The following is a 19214-nucleotide window of genomic DNA, read 5'->3' on the forward strand; positions in this document are numbered from 1 at the left end:
GTTAAATTATAATCTTATTTTGTTGTTTCAATTGCACATGAATTGGGATACCGCCAGGCTTATTATAGCATGCCGGTTTATATTCTTCCAGTTAATCTCAAAAGTTGAATAGAAATAAAAGTAAATAGAGAAAGAAAAAGTAAATAGAGAAAGAAAAAGTAAATAGAAAAAGCAATAGTAAATAGAAGAAGCTAAAGTAAATAAAAAGCAAAAGTATTAAGAAATAGTAAATTATGACAAATGTAACTTGATAGATAAACTACATTCATGTAAGATTATGAATAGAGCAAATTGGAAGGAGTATTTATCAATGGATATTGTATTAAAAACCGTGCAGGTGGAAAAAGTTTATGGAAAAGGTGAGCTTGCGATGAAAGCTTTAAAGCCTACGGATATTGAGATAGAAAAGGGAGTGTTCCACGCCATTATCGGGAAGAGCGGTTCGGGTAAGAGCACACTGCTGCATATACTGGGAGGTCTTGATAAACCCACAGATGGTAAAGTCTATCTGGAGGAGCAGAGCATGTTTGACTTAAAGGAAAGGGATCTTGCATTGCTCCGCCGCAGAAGAATAGGTTTTGTTTTTCAGTCATTTAATCTTCTGTCAGAGCATACTGTCCTTGAAAATATACTGATGCCAGTCCATTTGGATAAGCAGAAAGAAGACAGGCTTTATCTGGATAAAATACTTCGGACACTTGACATTACGAATAAGCTTCCTTATTATCCGGATGAATTGTCAGGAGGAGAACGGCAAAGAGTTGCAATTGCAAGAGCCTTGGCTACAAAGCCAGCCATTCTTTTAGCAGATGAACCTACGGGGAATCTGGATGAAAATACCGGTAAAGAGGTAATCAGACTGTTAAAGCAGTCAGCGCAGGAATTCGGACAAACTACTATATTGGTAACCCATGACATGGAAATCGCAGCCAATGCAGAGCGAGTAATAACTATTAGTAATGGAGAAGTGATATGAATTTAAGAGAGATTGCAAGGAGCGGGATGAAGGGAAGGAAAAAGGATGCGCTGTTGTTAAAAATGGTCGTATCATTATCCTTTGCATTTATTGCAGCAGCATTAATCTTCCAAACAAGTATGCAGGAAACAAAAACTGCCCAGCGAGAAAAGCTTTATGGTAGCTGGCAGGGTGCATACTTAGATGGAAACGATGAGAGCTATCAGAAACTTGACCGTGAAAAAGAGATAAAGGAATTAACCGGTACTTACATATTAGGAAACACAGATAGTGTTGGATTTGTGGGAACACTACCAAAGGCTCTGCAGGATATGAGTGGCTTTACCTTATATCAAGGACGATTTCCCAAAAAGGATAATGAGATTCTGGTTGAATTGAATCAGCTTAGTAATGCAGGCTTAGAGCTTAAAATCGGACAGAAGGTTAAGATTTCTCTGATAAATGTAACAGAAGAAAACAGTGCCAAGATAGCACCACTGGAGCAGGAGTATTACCAATCTTATATAAAGGGAGGAAATCTCGAAAAATATGGATATCATGAGAATCCAAGTGCGGATTTTGATGATATCCATGCAGTAGTTTCGACAGAGTATCTATATGTATTTAAAAAAGGCAGTGCATCAGATGCAGCTACAATAAAGAAAAAGGGACTTCTGGTTCATCAGGAAATTATGCTTCAAAAGGAATTTACGATATGCGGAATTTTAAATACCTATTCGGATAAATGGGATTTAGGCGGGCATACAGTACCGAATGCTTTTGTAACAGAAGAAGCAGGAGCAGCTATTAAGAATGCATTTTATAATAACGGTTATGCGGATGTAGAAAAATATCAGATGCCCCTGGATATTTTCTTCCGTCTGCGTTCGTTAAATAGTAAGGCTTTTCATAAGCTGGCAGCAGAATATCCGGATAAGGCGGATGAAACAGAATCTTCAGAAGATGGTACGAATAACTTGCTCTTTAATCTAAAAAAGAACCTAAGTGATGCCGAGAAGGAGAAAATTTCAAAATACTATGGAAATCCCAAACAAGAAGCTTCCCAGGAGGACACCGGATTAATAAAGGGCAGTATCATTCAAGGAGGAGATTCAACGGCAAGTTTTAGAAAGAACAGCTTTTCCTATCCGGAGTCAGGGAATTCGACAGAGTTTCTACTTACTGCATCTATACTGGGCATTATTTTTATAACAACAATCTGCGCGGTATTTCAAATATTTTTAACCCAATTGCGTAGAAGAAGCAGAAAGCTGGTTTTACTAAAATCAATTGGGGCAACCAGAGGACAGTTATTTGGAATACTCTTTTGGGAAGCGGTTTATCTGTGGAGAACAGGACTGCTTTTTGGAGCTCTTGGCGGAAGTGCACTTTCCTCAGCTATTTTGTACCTATTAAAATTAACCGGAAAGGAAAGCTTAGTAATAGCTATTCCTCTAAAGCTGCTGCTGTTGGGTATTGTAATCGGAAGTATTTCATTATTCCTTGGAATACTAATACCAGCAATATATGCGGTTAATATTCCTTTAACAGGGACTATGGAACAAAAACAAAAGCATACAAAAGATGTTTCCAGCAAAAGAAATAGAAAGTTTAATCCCAAGGCTGCAGTACATTATGTTACACAGGACTTTTATCATATCACTATACGTTATCTGAAGAATAGCAGAGGAAAAAATCTGTTATCCTTTGCAATTTCCCTATTTATTATAAGCATTCTGACAGCTTCTTTATATCTTTCCTATTACGCTTTTAGCAGATATCAAGAATCAGTTGTGGACATGGGAAGACCGGATTATACACTAAAAGCCATATATGGAGAAAATAAAAAGAGGATACCGGAGATAAATTCAGAACTGAAAAAAATTAACGGGGTTAAGAGTGTTTCATGCTACAAATATGGTAAAAACCTATTATTTTGGTATGATGGAATTAAAAAAGACACGTTATTGAATACCTTTGATGAATTACTGCCGGATAAATTAAAGAGCGAACATTTTGCAAAATATGTTTCTGATACAGCAAATCAGCCGGAGTATATTACGGATGCTTTTTATTCCTACTATTATGGTTTGAATCCGGACACAGAGGAAGCAAAAACTATCTTTTCAGCTATTACAGAGGGCAGCATAAATACAGAACAATTTAAGAAGGCTGAAGAAGTAATTCTTCTGGTACCATTATATAAACAGCAAGTTTCAGAAAAAAAAGTAATAGCAGGATATGATAAGATAAAAGCAGCTGTTGGGCTTGATAAGCGTTTTCACTGGCTGCTTGGGGAAGATAAAGCCTATGAAACTTCTTTGGACAGCAGGTATAAGAATATCTATGACAGTTATAACACCTTAAAACCGGGAGATACGCTCTATCTATCAGCTGATAAGGAGAAAATCACAGAAAGCGGTAAAATTCCGGGCTTTAACACAACATCAGTTAAAGTGGGTGGAATAATACATTATTTCCCTGAAAAGGGAATATGGCCTTTTTCAAACCTGACCTCTTGTTATACAGTAATTGGCTCTATCGATGGTATGGAGAAACTTTATCCTAATTCAAAGCTCGGTCTGTTTCAGGTGAGTATTAATCAGATGGCAGAAATGGTGAAGATACTCTACCCCTCCAGCTATGGAGAAACACTTTGGAATATTAAAGCAGAGGATAAGGAGAATCCTGAGGTATTAGATGCAAGACTGCTTACTTTTGCTAATCAGTATGGTTTTACATTATATAATTATAAAGAAAGCAGTGAAAGAATATTAGGAGAAGCATTGAATAATATTTTAGTAATAGCTTTGTTGGGATTAATCTCTACTACCATAGCTTTTATTGCCTTTTATAATACATCTATTTCCAGGATGGAACAGGAAAAAAATCGAATTGGTATCTTACAATCTATTGGAGTTAACAAAAAACAGTTTGCCGTTCAGTATATGCTGCAAGGAGCATTACAGGGAATAGCTGCCGTAATTGCAGCAAATGCAGCTTTATTCTTACTGTTATTTATAACTACAGTGTTTTCATCGACTATTGGAAACAGCGGGTTAGGACAATTATTACGAGAGGTTGCAGCAATTAGGCTATGGAAGTATCCATGGGGGCTTCATATAGGTGTAGATGTAATATTTATTGCAATCATAACAGTATTACAGATGATACCCGCTATGAGAATAGCAAGACAGTATCCGGTGGAGAATATCAGGAGTCTTGGAAGAGGTTAAAAGAGATACAAGAAGTAGAAGAAGCGGTTTGCTTTTAGGATTGATACAAAGTTTATCCCTAAAACAAGCCGCTTTTTTTCTTTAGAGCTAAAATTCATATTTTAATAAAAGGTAGTTCTCATTTCGTATTATTTGCGCCTGTTTGTGAATCTGAATTACTACTGCTTCTACCCATCATACCATCTCTTGAGAAAGATCTTACTGTTATAACGGAAGGAACTTCATTACCGGATGAATCCGTGGTGAATTCCACGGTTATCATACTTCCTGTAGTAACATCGGCGAGAGAGCCTGTAGTTGCTTTACCATCTTTCTCAACAGAATATGTAGTGCTATCAGTCACTGTAATCGTTTTTTCTTCTCCTTGAGGCATTTTAGTGCTTCCCTTCTGAGTATTACCGGAAGGTGCTGGATGATTGCTGTTCTTATCGTTACCTGTGCTGTCGCTGCTATTAGCATCTGAACTCTTATCCGGAGGAGTTATGTTATCTGAGTTCTTAGAATCACTATTTGGTCTTTGTCCTTTGTTTTCACCGTTGCCGGGACCCCGGTTACCTCCACTAGGCCATGCTGTAAGTGTTATCGTATTTCCATCCACTGCAGTAACCTGACCATTGATGGTTGAAGCATCCTTAGCAGTGCTGTCTGCTGTTACCGGGTTATTTTCGCTACCTGTTTGTGCAGCCTGTTCCTGTGAATTATCTTTTGAGCATCCTGCTACCAAGAGAAACAGCGAAGATATAGTCAGCAGGAGAATAGCCTTCTTTTTTACGGTTTTCATCTATAAATCCTTACCTTTCTTATATGATTCTCCAGGAACCATGAATTATATTCCTAATTTATATTAAAGTGCATCTGTGACTATTTTGTGGGAAGTCTGTTAAAAACTGGTGAAAAAACTGTGAATTATGAGATGAATATGACTAATGTCATACTAGCATTTCATTTGTTGTGTTATAATAAAACTTGGATAATGGCAACAAAAGCTTGTTTGAATAACGGGTGTTCATAATGGGAAGCAAGGTGTTGTAAAAAAAAATTATATAGGAGAGGAAGAATCGAATGATACAGTCAATTATACATATCGCACTGGTAGTGAGGGATTATGATGAGGCAATTGATTTTTATACTAAAAAATTAAATTTTACATTAGTGGAAGACACCTATCAGCCGGAGCAGGATAAAAGATGGGTGGTTGTATCTCCTCCGGGTTCTACCGGCTGTACTTTATTGCTGGCTAAGGCATCGAAACCAGAGCAGATTCCTTATATAGGGAATCAGGCGGGAGGAAGAATCTATCTTTTTCTTGGTACCGATGATTTCTGGAGAGATTACAAGGAAATGCTGTCAAAAGGCATTGAGTTTGTGAGGGAACCTAAAGCACAGTCCTATGGTACTGTTGCTGTATTTAAAGATTTGTACGGTAATCTTTGGGATTTGGTGCAATTTGCAGAAGGACATCCAATGTATCCTAGGGTGAAATAGTATTTTATGGAAGGTGGATTTAGATGCCTAATATTGCCTTGATACTTTTGACTGGCAAGGAAGAGATTTTTATCTTGAAATGGGATATGAGGAGGTTGGTAGTTATACTTGCGAAGAGGATATGTTTTCAGAGTACTTTTTTCGCAAGGAGATATAATTATTAAAATATTCTTTCTGGATATAGCAGAATATGTTTTGATGGTAGGGAGAAAAAGATGAGTATAGAAATTAGGGGAGTATCTCTGAAGGTAGAAACTCTTGATTCGTTATACCTTATACCGGTTGATTATAATAATATAACCATACCGCTAATTTTTGACACTGGTGCCTCAATTACAGCCATAACAAAAACAACTGCACTTAGTTTAATGGCAAAAGAAACAGAACGGACCATTACCGGAGGCGGAAATGCAGGTAAAATCAATAATACCAATATTGCAGTAATACCGGAGATATCTTTGGGAAATGTAATAATTCATAATCAAGAAGTGGCTGTAGTTGAAGATGAAGTCTTAAATTTTGATTTTGGTGAGGAATTCGGAAAAGTTCAATTAAATGGATTTTTAGGGTGGGATATCATACAAAAATACAGATGGATTTATGATAATGCCAAAGGAGAGCTGGCTTTAGAATCTCCATATTCAAATAGTTTAATTAAGAATATGGCAGAATGGGACAACATGCCAATAATAAGTGTAATGTATGAAGGAAAAGAGAAATTATTTGGCATTGACACCGGAAATACGGAGTCCGTTCTTGGAGAGAAATTTTATTATAAATTGGAGGATTCAACTGAGATTAATGATAGCTTTGCAGGAATCGATGGAACATCCGTTGAAAAGGTAAGGGTTATGGACAAACTGGTTTTACAGATAGCAAATTGTAATGTGACACTAAAAAATATTATTGCCTGTAAACGTTCATTGTTTCCTACTAAAAATAATGATGTATGTGGACTGCTTGGAGCAGATATTCTAAAAGGTAAAAGCTGGATGATTGATTATAAGAATAGATCAATCGAAATCTGGTAATAAGACATATTTACTTCAGCGTTGGGCAATACTGTAAAATATAATAACATATTTTATAAGGAGTGTATCCCGATGGAGAATGCAATGTTTTGTTATCAGTGCGAGCAGACTTTTGGAGGTAAAGGTTGTACTAAAAGCGGTGTTTGCGGAAAAACACCGGAGATAGCAAATCTTCAGGATTTGCTGATTTATCAATTGAAAGGAATATCCTGTTATGCAAGACCATTAATTGAACAGGGAAAGAAAATAGATAAAGAAGTAGTAAAGTTTGTTGAGAACAGTTTATTTACTACCTTAACAAATGTGAACTTTGATGCGGAAGCTCATGTAAGACTATTAAAGGAATCTGCGCAGATAAAGCAGGCTATGAAAGAACAGGCACCGGAAGGAATATATCCGGATGCTGCTACTTATCAGTTAAGTGAAACCAAGGAAGATATGTTAAAAGATTCCGATAAAGCCGGTATTATGTATAATAAGGATTTAGACGAGGATATTCGTTCCCTGCGCTCAACGATTCTATATGGCTTGAAGGGAATCAGTGCTTATGGCCATCAGGCGAGATTTATCGGATTTCAAGATGACCAAATTGATCATATGTATTTCCTAGGGTTAGAAGCAACAACGAATGATAAATTAACACTGGAAGAGATGATTCGTATGACTATGCGGGTTGGTGAAAGCAGTGTTCAGGTAATTAAACTGTTAGACGATGCAAATACAAGCAGATTTCAGAATCCCACTGCTCATAAGGTAAATGTTAAAGTAAAAAAGGGACCCTTTATTATAGTATCAGGCCATGATCTTCATGATCTGGAAATGTTGCTGGAACAGACAAAAGGAAAAGGTATCAATATTTATACCCATGGGGAGATGTTACCTTCCCACGGCTATCCTGAACTTAAAAAATACAAGCATCTGGTTGGGAATTTTGGATCGGCCTGGCAGAATCAGCAGAAAGAATTCGATGAAATACCTGGCTGTATTTTAATGACAACTAACTGCCTTATGAAGCCAAGAGATTCGTATAAGGACAGAATTTACTCTACAAGCGTAGTTGGTTGGGATGGCATCAAACATATTGATGTAAAAGAAGATGGCACAAAGGATTTTTCGGAAATAATAAAAAAAGCTTTGGAACTTGGCGGTTTTGATAAGGATGAGGATAAGGAAGAAATCTTAGTGGGATTTGGGCATCATGAAACGCTGTCTCATGCAGGTGAAATCGTCAAAGCTGTTAAAGATGGTACAATCAGGCATTTCTTCTTAATCGGTGGCTGTGACGGCGCAAGACCAGGTAGAAGCTATTACACGGATTATGCACAGTTAGTACCGAAGGATTGTGTTATCTTGACTCTTGCCTGTGGTAAGTATCGTTTTAATAAGTTGGATTTTGGAACGGTAGCAGGTCTTCCAAGACTGTTAGATGTGGGTCAATGTAATGATGCTTATTCTGCAATCCGTATTGCTACAGCACTGGCTGACGCCTTTGACACGGATGTAAATTCTCTGCCACTTTCCATTGTATTATCCTGGTATGAACAAAAGGCAGTTGCAGATTTATTAGCATTATTGTCACTTGGTATAAAAGGGATGTATCTGGGGCCAAGTTTACCTGCTTTTCTGTCACCAAATGTCTTTCAATATCTGGTAGATACCTTTAATATCAGGGCAATCAGTACACCGGAAGATGATTTAAAAGCCTCCTTAAATCAAGCGGTATTATAGAAATGAAAATGGAATCAATATAAAATGAAAAGCAGGTACTTATCATATGACAAGTGCCTGTTTTTTACTAATTTTTATTTTCTTTTAATCTTTTGCTTTGTAAAAGCTAGTGATTAGAACATAACCCAGTATTAGTTGAAAAAAGGATATATACTTATCCGAAAAAACGTTTAAAAGATAAGATGTTGTATTAATTACAAGTTTTGATATTATAGGTATGTTGGTATAGAGCAGAATATAGGTAAGAGTAAAGTAAAGTGAGGGTAAACCAAGTATAATTATTTTTGGCAGATTGATTTTCCAAAGCCCCTCTTTTTTATTTTCAAGATATAAATGTTCGCATCCAAGTAAAACACCAGCAAGTACTCCTGTAATTACATTTAAAATAATATGAAAGTGACTAATTGTAAAACTTGCTTTGTGAAAGAAAGAGAAGAATTTACTTGTGTTTAGGAAGACCACTGTAAGGATTAACAACAAATAGATTAGATATTTATACCATCTTTTAATGTTCTAAGTACCCCCTTCTTAAATTTAAAATCAACCAATGGTATTATTATACAATAAAATTTCTAATTTTGCTATAGTGTATAGAAAAAGAAAGATTATAACGTCCTACAATTAATGGTAGAATATGTATGCTGAGTAATGTATAATAATTATTGATAATTTAAGAGATTATCAATAATGAAATATGTTTTAGCATGATAAATATACTTGGATAAGGATATAAGGATACTATGAAACATTGGTTTAACACGAAAGCAATTAATAATAATTATGTATCATCCTGTGTTTTGGGAATAGGTATAATTCTATGGTTTTATATCACCTGTTACATAGCAGTGAAAAGCAATTTCTTGGTAAGCATTGGCAATATTACAAAAGATACGTTAGTTAATAGAGTTCTCTTTGATTTTTTTACAATAACTCTTTTAGCTTTCATTATAATTATTAACTGCAATAATAATCAGTGGATTCTTTTTTGGCATCGGGCATGCAGTATTGCCTTCTGTAATGACAAACGCTGATGTTTTTCAGTTGCTTTTAGCGATGGTAAGTGAAGTAGGCGGTGGAGTTTTAATCGGATGGTATTTTATCGTGTTACAGGAGAGAAGTAAGACTATATGGATTCCTGTACTTATACATGCAATTCTGGATTACACGGTAGGAATTATTGGAGTAGTGGTGGCGGCAGTAACGCTGATTTATTTTCTGGATAAAACAAAACCGTAGTCAAGTGATATGAGTTATAATAAACTTATGAATTAGTACGAAAGGAAATATATTTAGTAATATGACAACAATCATACTTAGAAACATGACAACAATATATATTAGCCATAATAATAAAATGCTGCTTCTCTACCGTATAGGATCAAGAGTAGTTGAACCTTCCTGGTGCGGTATCGGAGGTCATTTTGAAGAAGGAGAGTTAAATAACCCCAAAGCATGTGTATTAAGAGAGTTATTCGAAGAAACAGGTATATGTGAAAAAGATCTTGGAAAAGTGGAGTTAAGATATATAACACTCAGGCTTAAGAACAATGAAATTCGTCAGAATTACTACTACTTCACTGAATTAATCAATGATAGCATTGACATTAGTGAATGCAAGGAAGGGGTTCTGGAATGGGTGGATAGAGATCAAATCTTAGAAAAGGACATGCCTTTTACAGCGAAGGAGTGTTTGAAACATTATCTGAATAATGGTAATGATACAGAAATGATATATGCAGGAACTGCAACTGATGACGGAGTAGATTTTGTTGAATTAAAAGATTTTTAATCCTGAAAAAGGAGAGGAGACAATATGGCACTGTTTTATTTAGTCAGACATGGACAGGCGGATTATACACCATGTGAGGAGAGAGGGTATATCGGACACGGAAAAGACCTTGCCCCTTTATCTGAACAGGGCGTAAGAGAGGCTGAAGAAACGGCAAAGGATATACGACTTATGGGAGCGGATATCATTGTAGCTTCTCCATATACCAGAGCTTTACAGACAGCAGCTATTATTTCCAGGCAAACAGGGATAAAACTTACTGTTGAAATGGACTTTCATGAATGGATGCCTGATATTACCTTTCAATTTAAGACGTTTGAAGAAGTGGTTAAATTAAATGAGGATTTTAATACATTTAAAGGTATCTATCCAGTGGGAATACCCGGTGGAGAAGAACAAAAGAGATGGGAGAGTCTTACTGCTTTACGCCAGAGAGTGAAAAAGGCAGCGGATAAGTATGCTCACTATGATCGTGTTATTGTGGTCTGTCACGGAATGGTTATAAGAACGCTGGTATATGCAGGGCCTATAAAGAATGGTGAGATTATTGAATGCAAGTATGAAGCGGGGCAGCCTGATTGTGAATTCTCTTTTGCATAGATAGGAAGAGACTGCAAGTGATATTGCAGATATGAAAGGATGTAACATGAAGATATATCTAATCAGACATGGACAGACAGACTGGAATACAGAAGGCAGAATTCAAGGAAGTTATGACAGTGAATTAAATGAGAATGGAATAAGACAGGCAAAGGAGCTTGGGGCAAGACTGCTGGAATCACAAGTTAACTTTTCAAGAATCTATTCCAGTAAGCAAAAAAGAGCTTATAAGACTGCTGAAATTATAAGTAACATAACTGGTAAGCCATTAGAAAGAGTTGCAGGTCTGGAAGAAATCAATCTTGGTTTATGGGAAGGACTGACATGGGATGAAGTAAAGAAAAGATATCCCGATGAATTTGATAAATGGTGTCTGGACAGGAGGTATGAAAGAGCGCCGGAAGGAGAGTCCTATCAGGAAATGGTGGAACGTGTTCTGGTAGCCCTTAGCAAAATAACTGCTATCAACAAAGAAGCTGTTGCGGTGGTAACACATGGTGCGGTTATCATGGGGATGCAATGCTATCTAACTAATACGCCTTTTAGTGAATTGAGAAAATTTCAAGCAAAGAATACTTCTATAATAGAAATAAACAGTGATATGTTGAAAGCGGAATTCTAAGGGGAAATAATAAGATTCATCAGAGCACAATGAATAAGCATATCAGCCTTATATATCAAAAAGTTGGAGCAAGTACCCTACGGAGTTGATACATAAGCTTGGTAAACTTAAGTTGAACAAAACCTGTCTGCTGCAAGTTCTGCTCAACTTAACTTTATTTAACGATTATTTATTCACTTACCAGCATGTATGGAGTGATTTTTCTTATTCGTAAGGTAATAACCAGCGATATCAGGTAAGACAGAATTACTATGCCAATTCCCAGTAAAGCAGTAAGGGAATGGGAAGCAGGCATTGAAGCGGTCATAATTCCAAGGCTTTGAACAAGGGCTACAAATAAAGGATTAAAACAATAAATACCGAGTAAACATCCGACTGCTGTACCAGTGATGACAGCAGGAGAGTAGCTTATAGATAACTGATTCATCAATTGATAAGTTGTAAATCCTAAGGCCTTTTGAATTCCTATTTCACGTCGGTTTCTTAATATAGAGGTTTTAAGAACCAGATACAATACAAGAATTACTACAAAGCAGGTAATTATAGTAATTGTAGCAGTGATAATGGCAAAAACAGAGCCATAAACACTTAATTGGACATCTGCTAATTTTTTCATATTCAAGATATTAATAAAAAGGTGCTCATCCTTTGCCGTAAGGTTATTTATGAGCTTTTCTGTATCAGAGGTATTATTCATATAAGCATATATCTGTTCAGGAAGAAAATCCGGGTAGAGTCGTTTCATACCTTCTGTGGTTATAGACAACCCTTTTCCATTATTATTCATAGACTGAATTAATCCTGTTATGAGGTAATCATAAGATTTATTATTATAAGTAACATTTATGATATCTCCGATCTTCTTACCGGTATGCTGTGATAGAGGACCACTTAGGGCTATTTCATTATCATGTTTTGGATAACGGCCTTTATACAGCATCTTTCCCTCTGTTAATGAGTAGTCATCTGTTATATAGCTTTGGGCTTCGTTACCATCCACCAAAACCGAGCGGGAAACATAATATATAACTTTTCTTACCTTGGATGAACTTTTGACATCATTCATAACTTTTGCTGAATTTAGCGGGTCTTTTATCAGTATGACTAAATCCGGAACTTCTCCTGCAACCAGCTCTGCAAAACTGTCAGGATGTAGACCAACATTAGAGTAGATGGATAAAACAGAAGCTGAGGCGAAGGTAATTGCAGCAAGAACTGCAAAAATCATGATATTTTGCTTAAGATTCTGGTATACATTCTTGACTGCAAGCAGCAAAATTAATCCTCCGGGGGTGGTTTCCAGGGCAAAGGGATTGTGCCTGAAATTATGGGTAGAAATTCCGCTTCTTAGGGCTGTCAAAGGGTGCATTTTTCGAATTCGTAAGGCAGTAAGGACCGTGTCTGCAAATACAAAGAGGACAATAATAAGCAATGTTATACTGCTTATCATAGGGTCAAATTCCTGTTTCCAGATAAGGGCAGTCTGAATCTTAAGAATATCTGATATTATTGGCAGAACAGCATAGGATAGGGCAGTTCCTAGTAAGGTTGCGACAGTGGCTATACCTGTAAATTGCAATACCAAGGAAGCTATAATTTGCCGGCTTTGATACCCTATGGCTTTTAACACACCGATATTTACCATACTTTCGTCTATAGTATTGTGAATCCTGAAACGGATAACAACAAGACTTACAAGGAGAATAACAGCAGCTAAAGCCACCAATATCATAGAAGTAATACCTGACAAAAAGGTTCTGCTGGTTTTGACCTCGGTGTAGGAACTGCTAAAGTAAGTAGAAGTATTACCTGCTGAAGCCTGATAATAAAATTTATTAGAGAAATCTTTCATCAGTTCGTTGCTTAAGGCGGCTTTTTCCAGACGGACAGTTTGAAGAATACTGGAGGATGTAGGAATACTCTTATGTAACTTCTCATATCCCTCATCAGATAGGTAAAAGCGATAGCACTGTATGGTGTTCGAGCCAAAATATACTTCTTCGGTAAAACCGGCGATGGTAAAATGATATTCTTTTCCTTCTATGGATATGAAAAAATCTTCTCCAAGATTCATTTTACCACCGGATTTCATAAGGTAAGGAAGGTAGATAGAGTTCTCATCTAAGGGGTTGGAAGGCCCAATCAATTTAAGCGGATTCATATCCTGCTTCTCACTTGCCTTTACCATTATAAACATACCCGGAATCTTATCCCCATTGTATTTAATACCGGCGGAATCTGATAAGACCTCCTGTTCTTCTGTTTCTGTTACACCGGGATAGGACTTTAGATAGTCACTCTGAGCTGTGCTATAAGCAGATCGATTTACTAGGAAGGCAGCATGAGGTGAGTTGACTTCCTCGCTGAGGCTATCATAAAATTTAGTGAAGTTTATCAATAGTAAAAGGCCTAGATTTAAAAGAAATCCTGTTATTAAGATTACTGCCAGAAGATTGATTGACTGACCTTTGTTTTTTCTTATATTGGAAAAGGAAAGCATAAGGATTTTTTTCATAGACTTACCACCCCATTTCGTTTAAGAAGGAGTGAAGTATTTCAGCCCTCTTTGTATCTTCTTCCAGATAGCTGCCAAGTATACATTCACCGCAGATAGCTCCGTCTTTGAGATAAATAATTCGGTTGCCCCGAAGCGCTGATTTCAGATCATGTGTTACCATAACAATACTTTGGCCCTTTTTATTCACGTCTGTCAGAACATTCAATACGGCGATACCGGAGGTGGAGTTTAAGGCACCTGTAGGTTCATCGGCAAAGAGAACAGCGGGGTTATTAACAAGTGCCCGGACAATCCCGGCACGTTGTGCTTCCCCTCCGGATAATTGAGAAGGAAACTTATTCCATAAGCTTTCAGTCAAACCTACAGCGAGAAATAATTTTTTTGTTCTTTCTGCAAGCTCTTTTTTATTATTTGTCAATAACAAGCCGCTGGCAAGGACGTTATCAAGAAGGCTCATATTGTCTAAAAGGTATATCTGCTGAAACACAAAGCCGCAATTCTTACGACGAAAGACTGCCAGATTATCATTGCTTAACCGGGATATCTCCTGGTCATGAAAGCGGATTTCTCCAAGGGTTGGCTTATCCATACCGGACAGGGCATATAAAAGTGTTGATTTACCGGCACCGGAAGAGCCCATGATTACAGTAAAATCCCCTTCATAAATCATTAAATCCAGATTTTTGAGCACATGCTGCTGAAGACCCTTATTAGAGAAAGTTTTACTGAGTTTATTTGTTGTTAAGACTGCTTTTTGCATAAAATCCTCCATCTATACATCATTTAAAAGCAATATCGGGTTACAGTCTTATCATATCATTCATATTTTTAACCAGTCTTTATCTGATTCTTAACCAATCCTTAAATCTTTAAGCTAGGGAGAGGCTAAGTTCTACAATAAAGCCATCTTTCTTATTTTTACATTGAAGAGTGCCTTGCATCTTGTCCATAAAATAATCGGAAATATATAACCCAATACCGGAACCTTGCTGTTTTAAGGCATTTTTACCCCGATAGTATTTTTGCTTTAAAAGGGGAAGTTCTTCTGGCAGAACACCTGGTCCGCTATCAGCTATACTAATAATTAAAGAGTCAGTAAGTTCAAACTGAACATGAATACCGGTACCTGAATATTTATAGGAGTTACTTATAATGTTGTCAAGTACCTGTGTCAAGCGAAGCGGATCGGCAATAATCAAACAGTCGGGAATTGGTGTCGTTACGGTCAAATGCCTATAGTCTGCATCTTGTATCATATCATAGACTGCGTGGCTGGGAATCTCAACAGTTGTGACCTTTAATTCGTTTAATTCTTCCAGAGTTGCATGGAACATATTATTGATTAAGAGATTAATCTGGTCGGCTTTTGCATTGATTGTGTCAAGATACTGGCGGGTTTTATTATCAAGGGCAGTGACACTCATAAGCTCGGCAATTGCTTTTATGGAGGCTATGGGAGTCTTGATATCATGGCTTAAAGAAGCCACCAGTTCTTTCTTACTGATGGTTGCCAGCCTTTCATTTTCTCTAGCTGTAGCAAGCTGGGTTCTCATCAGGTCAAAGCTTTCTGTAAAGGCACCAAAAGTATTGCCTTTATCCATGGTAAGGGGAATATCCAGATTACCGTCAGCAATGTTTTCAGCAAAGCTTTTTAAGGAACGAAAAGGATTTAAAATCCTTCTATGTATGGAATAAAGAATTAAGGAGACAGATAGAAACACAATTAAGATTAAAACCAAAAACAGAAAGAGAAGGTTCTCTTTAAACTCTTTCAATTGCTTTTGAGAATTATTATAGAAAATGATTTTGCCAAGTACGACATCTTTTGTATCTGTAATCGTTATAATGGTATCCCTATGTAGTATGGCAGAATTCTCATTTTCAGAAAGACCTTGTCTGGTGGTTGCAAGAAGGACTCCGTTATTGTCAATAACTGTATAATCCATGCCATAGGAGAGTCCCGGTAAAATGTAGTTGGGATATTGTAAAAAACTCCAATCAGCTCTGATATCAGATACAATATCATTAACAGCGATATTATCCATGCGATTGTCCACAGGCCGAGAGGTTAGATAAATGGCGCAGGCAATTCCCGAAAAGAATAATAACAGCAATGTTATTGCATAGGTTTTAAGCTTCATTGTAACTCCTTTCGTGTATCAAAGCATGCATTTTCTGTTTAATTTGCTTTAATTAGTCTTCAAAGATATAACCGGTTCCCCAGATTGTTCGTATATAACGGGGGTTATTAGGGGCAGTTTCAATCTTTTCACGAATGCGACGTATATGTACATTTAAGGTACCGTCACCGGTGATGGAATCACCCCATACATTACTAAAGAGCTCTTCCTTGGAGATAATGCGACCTTTGTTTTTAACAAGATAGGAGAGTAACTTGTACTCCATCGTCTTAAGTCCTAAATCCTCCCTTTTACAAAATACCCGTTCCAGATGAAGATTAACAGTAAAATCACCGAAGGTCAATTCGTCAGAGGATATATTCTGATAGCGCTTAAGAATTGCTTTAACCTTGGCCAGCAGAATATTTAAGGAGTAAGGTTTGCTGATATAATCGTCACCGCCTATGCCAAGGGCAAGAAGAACATCATCATCACTGGTCCTGGCACTGATAAAGAGAATAGGGACGTCAGTAATTTGGCGTAGCTTTTTACACAAAGCAAAGCCAGAATCATTGCCAAGATTGATATCAAGTAGTATAACATCTGTCTGATTATCGGAAAAAAAAGCAAGACAGGAGTCAGCATCCGCTACCCAGGTGGTTTTTACGTCAAACATGGTAAAGTACTCGCAGGTACTTTGTGATAAGGGTATTTCATCATCTACTATTAGGCAATCGTATTTCAAAAGGCACCTCCGAAAGGGAAAAATGCTAATCAATAAACAGAGCATTCTTTGGCATGGTTTTAAAGGCTTTTTTAAAGGCCCGTGAAAAGGTTGAGTAATTCTTAAAACCACTCTGGTAGCAGGCCTCGGTCGAGGTATAACCTGCTTGAACATAATGTCTTGCAAGAAGAAGCCGCTTCTCCGTTATATAATTACCTACGGTATATCCGGTATGTTCCTTGAAAAAGTGCATTAGATAATAGCGGTTTAAATAGAAAGTATTAGCCAAAGTATCAATTGTGATATCTTCAGTCAGATGAGCATTGATATAATCAATAATAGCCAGAAGTTTATCATTTGTCATATCACTGTTCAAATAGTTTACGTGATTAGCGATAACCGTACGGTTAAGCTGAATCATGAATTCCAGAAATAATATCTTTTGGTAGAGTTCTCTGGCAAAATCATTATCTTTAAAGGAAAGCTCCAACTCACGGCATACATGAAAGAGCTTGGATTTATCCATAGAAGGAATACGAAGTACATTGGAATGCTCGGTTCGGGCTTTTTCGAAACAATAACTTAGATCATAATCCTCAGCTTTATAAGCAGCTAGAAAATCAGTTGACACATATACGATGATTCTTTCATATGCTGAATTATCAAGGCATACCGGTCGGTGAACTTCACCGGCATTTACGAGAAGAATGTCATAAGGCTTTAAACTGTAATTCCTGCCTTCTACCGTATAATTTAGGTTGCCGGATAAAAAGATCATTATTTTATTAAAGTCATGATAATGGAAATTGAATTCTTTTTTCTCACTGTCAACCAGATGGAATATCCGAAAGTCATCTTTTAGGTATCCAAGCTTCTCAAAATTCCCCATTCTTACTCTCCTTTAAATTACCTGATATCACCAAGGACGTCGTTTATCACCTGTGATGTTCTTTATCACCTGTGATGTCGTTTACCCTGTGATATTTGAAATCAACAGCGATTCTACTAAACAACATAAATTAAAATTAGTATACAGCACAATATGCAATATTGGAAGCATTATAATAATATTTTTCTAAAATAATGTTTTATATAATAGAGAAAAAGGTTAACAAAGGATATTTTATAGGAACATATCCTATCATTAACGATAGAATATTCATGTGAAAATAATATAAAAATTAACACCATCGGAATTCAGGAGGTAATATTATGTCACTTAACGGTGTATGGCTGCCAATTATCACACCCTTTAAAGAAGGGGAAATTGATTATAAATCCTATGAAAAAATGATAAATCATTATGCGGATACCGGAATATCAGGCCTTATCCCATTTGGAACCACGGGAGAAATTCCAACTTTAACGGAATATGAGTTTGAGGAGATGATGGATAAAACCATAGAATTCAATAGAGGTCGTCTTCCGATTTTTGCAGGAGTAGGAGGAAACTGTACAGCTAATGTAGTTAAGAGGGCTAAACTGGCTGAGAAATATAAGATAGAAGGGATTCTCTCTGTCTGTCCATATTACAATAAGCCGAATCAGAATGGAATCTATAGTCATTTTAAAAATATTGCTGAGGAAACAGCACTTGATATTATTATTTATAACATTCCATACCGTACTGGTGTTAACATTACGAATGATACAATACACAAACTGGCAGAATTTAAGAATATTGTCGGTCTGAAGGATTCCTGTGGAGACATTAAACAGACGATGAATTTGCTGTTAAATACACCTAAGAATTTTTCTGTGCTTACAGGGGAGGACCTATTATTTTATCTGACCCTTACCCTGGGAGGAGCAGGAGGTATTATGGCATCCGCTCATATTAATACGGAGAAGTTTGTTAAGATTTATAAAGATATTAAGGAAAATCATGTGAACGAAGCTCTTGAAACCTGGAAGGAACTCTATCCGTTGATTCCGCTATTATTCGAAGAGCCGAATCCGGCACCAATTAAGTATTGTCTGAACACTTTAGGACTTATTGATTCGCCGGAACTGAGGCTTCCGCTTACAGAAATCTCAGAGGAATTAAAAGTTAAGATTGATAAAGTACTGACAATAAAAGAAAAAGCCAAAATAGCTGGATAATAGATTGAATTAATCATAGAATGCTGCCGCAGATAGTTTTAAGCTATTTGCGGCATTTTTTAGTTGGATTTAGAAAATTTGCAGCTTTAGTGCTTATAAACATAATCTTTAGAAAATCTTTCGTTTTATATGACGCGTTCTTTTATTTTTATCTGTTAAATTGATAGAAACAGACGGAGGTATGAAATGAAAGAAAACAGAGTGCCGATAAGATGTTACAAGAAGAGAATGCTGAAAAGACATGGTAAGACTTTTCCTTTCTTTCTGAAATGTTGTATAATAAGCCTAATGAAAAAAATGAAA

16 protein-coding genes are annotated in these 19214 nt (G+C 36.7%); 10 read left to right on the forward strand and 6 right to left on the reverse strand.

The annotated features are described in order from the left end of the window. The first annotated feature begins 310 nt into the window (after window positions 1-310). Window positions 311-976, forward strand: coding sequence for an ABC transporter ATP-binding protein (locus bsdcttw_RS11760; protein ID WP_185259547.1), 666 nt, complete (start codon window positions 311-313; stop codon window positions 974-976). Then, the gene (locus tag bsdcttw_RS11765) at window positions 973-4191 is read left to right on the forward strand and encodes an ABC transporter permease (RefSeq protein WP_185259548.1); all 3219 of its coding nucleotides are present in this window, start codon (window positions 973-975) and stop codon (window positions 4189-4191) included. Before bsdcttw_RS11760 ends, bsdcttw_RS11765 begins: the two co-directional genes overlap by 4 nt. 118 nt (window positions 4192-4309) lie before the next feature. Here the strand turns inward: bsdcttw_RS11765 and bsdcttw_RS11770 are convergent, their stop codons facing one another. After that, window positions 4310-4972 (reverse strand): hypothetical protein, encoded by a 663-nt coding sequence (locus tag bsdcttw_RS11770; RefSeq protein WP_185259549.1) that lies wholly within the window; start codon window positions 4970-4972, stop codon window positions 4310-4312. A gap of 281 nt (window positions 4973-5253) precedes the next feature. Between bsdcttw_RS11770 and bsdcttw_RS11775 the strand changes: the two genes are divergently transcribed. The 7 genes from bsdcttw_RS11775 to bsdcttw_RS11805 all read left to right on the forward strand — a co-directional run bounded on the left by bsdcttw_RS11775 (window position 5254) and on the right by bsdcttw_RS11805 (window position 11446). Further along, entirely contained in the window at window positions 5254-5676 is a 423-nt protein-coding gene (locus bsdcttw_RS11775; protein WP_185259550.1) for a VOC family protein, read from the forward strand. Window positions 5677-5891: 215 nt separating this feature from the next. Then, window positions 5892-6707 (forward strand): retropepsin-like aspartic protease, encoded by an 816-nt coding sequence (locus tag bsdcttw_RS11780; protein ID WP_185259551.1) that lies wholly within the window; start codon window positions 5892-5894, stop codon window positions 6705-6707. Between the two features lie 72 nt (window positions 6708-6779). Further along, the gene (gene hcp / locus bsdcttw_RS11785; RefSeq protein ID WP_185259552.1) at window positions 6780-8435 is read left to right on the forward strand and encodes a hydroxylamine reductase; all 1656 of its coding nucleotides are present in this window, start codon (window positions 6780-6782) and stop codon (window positions 8433-8435) included. Window positions 8436-9404: 969 nt separating this feature from the next. Beyond that, window positions 9405-9671 (forward strand): CPBP family glutamic-type intramembrane protease, encoded by a 267-nt coding sequence (locus bsdcttw_RS11790; RefSeq protein ID WP_225903867.1) that lies wholly within the window; start codon window positions 9405-9407, stop codon window positions 9669-9671. 61 nt (window positions 9672-9732) lie between these two features. Further along, on the forward strand, window positions 9733-10224 hold the full coding sequence (locus bsdcttw_RS11795) for an NUDIX domain-containing protein (protein ID WP_185259553.1): 492 nt from the start codon (window positions 9733-9735) through the stop codon (window positions 10222-10224). A 24-nt stretch (window positions 10225-10248) separates the two neighbouring features. Further along, on the forward strand, window positions 10249-10824 hold the full coding sequence (locus bsdcttw_RS11800) for a histidine phosphatase family protein (protein WP_185259554.1): 576 nt from the start codon (window positions 10249-10251) through the stop codon (window positions 10822-10824). A gap of 46 nt (window positions 10825-10870) precedes the next feature. Further along, window positions 10871-11446, forward strand: coding sequence for a histidine phosphatase family protein (locus bsdcttw_RS11805; protein ID WP_185259555.1), 576 nt, complete (start codon window positions 10871-10873; stop codon window positions 11444-11446). A 169-nt stretch (window positions 11447-11615) separates the two neighbouring features. Here bsdcttw_RS11805 and bsdcttw_RS11810 read toward each other — a convergent pair whose 3' ends face one another. The 5 genes from bsdcttw_RS11810 to bsdcttw_RS11830 form a co-directional block, all read right to left on the reverse strand. Then, a complete protein-coding gene (locus tag bsdcttw_RS11810) occupies window positions 11616-13961 on the reverse strand; it encodes an ABC transporter permease (protein ID WP_185259556.1) in 2346 nt (781 codons plus the stop codon). A 4-nt stretch (window positions 13962-13965) separates the two neighbouring features. Next, window positions 13966-14724 (reverse strand): ABC transporter ATP-binding protein, encoded by a 759-nt coding sequence (locus bsdcttw_RS11815; RefSeq protein WP_185259557.1) that lies wholly within the window; start codon window positions 14722-14724, stop codon window positions 13966-13968. A gap of 109 nt (window positions 14725-14833) precedes the next feature. Beyond that, complete coding sequence (locus bsdcttw_RS11820; RefSeq protein WP_185259558.1) at window positions 14834-16105, reverse strand: HAMP domain-containing sensor histidine kinase; 1272 nt, start codon at window positions 16103-16105, stop codon at window positions 14834-14836. A gap of 52 nt (window positions 16106-16157) precedes the next feature. Further along, complete coding sequence (locus tag bsdcttw_RS11825) at window positions 16158-16829, reverse strand: response regulator transcription factor (protein ID WP_185259559.1); 672 nt, start codon at window positions 16827-16829, stop codon at window positions 16158-16160. 25 nt (window positions 16830-16854) lie between these two features. Further along, window positions 16855-17697: an AraC family transcriptional regulator gene (locus bsdcttw_RS11830; RefSeq protein WP_185259560.1), complete on the reverse strand. Its 843-nt coding sequence runs from the start codon at window positions 17695-17697 to the stop codon at window positions 16855-16857. A 323-nt stretch (window positions 17698-18020) separates the two neighbouring features. On the opposite strand from bsdcttw_RS11830, the gene dapA reads away from it, so the two are divergent. Then, window positions 18021-18911, forward strand: a complete 891-nt coding sequence (gene dapA / locus bsdcttw_RS11835) for a 4-hydroxy-tetrahydrodipicolinate synthase (RefSeq protein WP_185259561.1) — start codon at window positions 18021-18023, stop codon at window positions 18909-18911. Window positions 18912-19214: the final 303 nt, after the last annotated feature.

Origin of the sequence: Anaerocolumna chitinilytica (genome assembly GCF_014218355.1) — a bacterium.
Taxonomy (GTDB): Bacteria; Bacillota; Clostridia; order Lachnospirales; family Lachnospiraceae; genus Anaerocolumna; species Anaerocolumna chitinilytica.

Excerpts from the sequence above, each read along its gene's own strand:
- bsdcttw_RS11760 (WP_185259547.1), top strand. The coding sequence starts at position 311 with ATGGATATTGTATTAAAAACCGTGCAGGTGGAAAAAGTTTATGGAAAA.
- bsdcttw_RS11765 (WP_185259548.1), top strand. The coding sequence starts at position 973 with ATGAATTTAAGAGAGATTGCAAGGAGCGGGATGAAGGGAAGGAAAAAG.
- bsdcttw_RS11770 (WP_185259549.1), bottom strand. The coding sequence starts at position 4,972 with ATGAAAACCGTAAAAAAGAAGGCTATTCTCCTGCTGACTATATCTTCG.
- bsdcttw_RS11775 (WP_185259550.1), top strand. The coding sequence starts at position 5,254 with ATGATACAGTCAATTATACATATCGCACTGGTAGTGAGGGATTATGAT.
- bsdcttw_RS11780 (WP_185259551.1), top strand. The coding sequence starts at position 5,892 with ATGAGTATAGAAATTAGGGGAGTATCTCTGAAGGTAGAAACTCTTGAT.
- hcp (WP_185259552.1), top strand. The coding sequence starts at position 6,780 with ATGGAGAATGCAATGTTTTGTTATCAGTGCGAGCAGACTTTTGGAGGT.
- bsdcttw_RS11795 (WP_185259553.1), top strand. The coding sequence starts at position 9,733 with ATGACAACAATCATACTTAGAAACATGACAACAATATATATTAGCCAT.
- bsdcttw_RS11800 (WP_185259554.1), top strand. The coding sequence starts at position 10,249 with ATGGCACTGTTTTATTTAGTCAGACATGGACAGGCGGATTATACACCA.
- bsdcttw_RS11805 (WP_185259555.1), top strand. The coding sequence starts at position 10,871 with ATGAAGATATATCTAATCAGACATGGACAGACAGACTGGAATACAGAA.
- bsdcttw_RS11810 (WP_185259556.1), bottom strand. The coding sequence starts at position 13,961 with ATGAAAAAAATCCTTATGCTTTCCTTTTCCAATATAAGAAAAAACAAA.
- bsdcttw_RS11815 (WP_185259557.1), bottom strand. The coding sequence starts at position 14,724 with ATGCAAAAAGCAGTCTTAACAACAAATAAACTCAGTAAAACTTTCTCT.
- bsdcttw_RS11820 (WP_185259558.1), bottom strand. The coding sequence starts at position 16,105 with ATGAAGCTTAAAACCTATGCAATAACATTGCTGTTATTATTCTTTTCG.
- bsdcttw_RS11830 (WP_185259560.1), bottom strand. The coding sequence starts at position 17,697 with ATGGGGAATTTTGAGAAGCTTGGATACCTAAAAGATGACTTTCGGATA.
- dapA (WP_185259561.1), top strand. The coding sequence starts at position 18,021 with ATGTCACTTAACGGTGTATGGCTGCCAATTATCACACCCTTTAAAGAA.